General features: G+C 75.8%; 1 protein-coding gene. It reads left to right on the top strand.

Annotated elements, in window-relative coordinates; translation table 11 throughout:
* Positions 1–207: 207 nt before the first annotated feature.
* Positions 208–1,548: a 6-phospho-beta-glucosidase gene (locus MHW47_RS35195; protein ID WP_239227877.1), complete on the top strand. Its 1,341-nt coding sequence runs from the start codon at positions 208–210 to the stop codon at positions 1,546–1,548.
* Positions 1,549–1,704 lie beyond the last annotated feature (156 nt).

Below are 1,704 nucleotides of genomic sequence, written 5' to 3'. Positions count from 1 at the left end.
GACGTCACCGGCACACCGGGCGGACACGCCGCCGGCGTGCCGAGCCAGCGCAAGCCCGGCGCGCCCGCCCGGCTCTGGAGCGTCGTGACCCGCTGGTGGCACGGCGACTGAGACCCGCCCGCGCACCCCGGGCGGCCCGGTGGACGAAGGCTCCGGCCCTCTCGCCACCGGGCCGCCCCGCACCCGCCCCACGTACCATGCGGAAGCGTGAAGCTGACAATTCTGGGCGGCGGCGGATTCCGGGTTCCTCTGGTGTACGGGGCGCTGCTCGCCGACCACGCCGAGGGCCGCGTGTCGGCCGTCACCCTCTACGACACCGACACCGACCGGCTCACCGCCGTGGCACGGGTCCTCGCCGAACAGGCCGCGGACGTCCCGGACGCGCCGGCCGTCCGCGCCACCACCGACCTGGACGACGCCCTGCGCGGCGCCGACTTCGTCTTCTCCGCCATCCGCGTCGGCGGTCTCGCGGGCCGGGCCGCCGACGAGCGGGTCGCCCTGGACGAGGGCGTGCTCGGGCAGGAGACGGTCGGCGCCGGCGGCATCGCGTACGGGCTGCGCACCGTGCCCGTCGCCGTCGACCTCGCCCGGCGCATCGCCCGGCTCGCCCCGGACGCCTGGGTCATCAACTTCACCAACCCGGCCGGGCTGGTCACCGAGGCGATGTCCCGGCACCTCGGCGACCGCGTCATCGGCATCTGCGACTCACCGGTCGGCCTCGGCCGCCGCATCGCCCGCGTCCTCGGCGCCGACCCGGACCTGGCCCGCGTCGACTACATCGGCCTCAACCACCTCGGCTGGGTGCGCGGGCTGTACGTCGCGGGCCGCGACGAACTCCCGCGCCTGCTCGCCGACCCCGAACTGCTGGGCTCCTTCGAGGAGGGCCGGCTGTTCGGCGCCGACTGGCTGCGCTCCCTGGGCGCGATCCCCAACGAGTACCTGCACTACTACTACTTCAACCGCGAGGCCGTCCGCGCCTACCAGGAGGCCGCGCAGACCCGGGGCGCCTTCCTCCGCGAGCAGCAGGAAGGCTTCTACGGCCGGATGAAGGACCCGGCGACCCCCGCCCTGGCCACCTGGGACCGCACCCGCGCCGAGCGCGAGGCCACCTACATGTCGGAGAACCGGGACGTGGCCGGCGCGGGCGAGCGCGAGGAGAGCGACCTGGACTCCGGCGGCTACGAACAGGTCGCGCTCGCCCTGATGCGCGCGATCGCCCGCGACGAGCAGGCCACCCTCATCCTCAACGTCCGCAACCGCTCCACCCTCGCCGTGCTCGACGCGGACGCCGTGATCGAGGCGCCCTGCCTGGTGGACGCCAACGGCGCCCGGCCGCTGGCCGCCGACCCGCTGCCCTACCACGCGGTGGGCCTGGTCACCTCGGTGAAGGCCGTCGAGCGCGCGGTGCTCGACGCGGCGGCGAGCGGATCGCGCGCCGACGCGGTCCGGGCCTTCGCCCTGCACCCGCTGGTCGACTCGGTCTCCGTCGCCCGCCGCCTGGTGGACGGCTACACGAAGGCGCACCCGGGACTGGCGTACCTGCGATGACCGCGCGTCAGGGCAGCCGGACCGGGGGCACGGGGCCGCGCCCGCCCGGTCCCGGCCCCTCGGCGGCGAGCAGTTCGCCGCTCACCAGCAGGTGCAGCTGAGCCTCCAGCCAGGCGGCGACCCGGGCGGACCCCTCCGTCGCGGCCCCGTCTGTCG

Source organism: Streptomyces sp. OfavH-34-F, assembly GCF_022347745.1.
In the GTDB taxonomy this organism is placed as follows: Bacteria; Actinomycetota; Actinomycetes; order Streptomycetales; family Streptomycetaceae; genus Streptomyces.
This window is presented reverse-complemented; position numbering and strand designations above follow the sequence as displayed.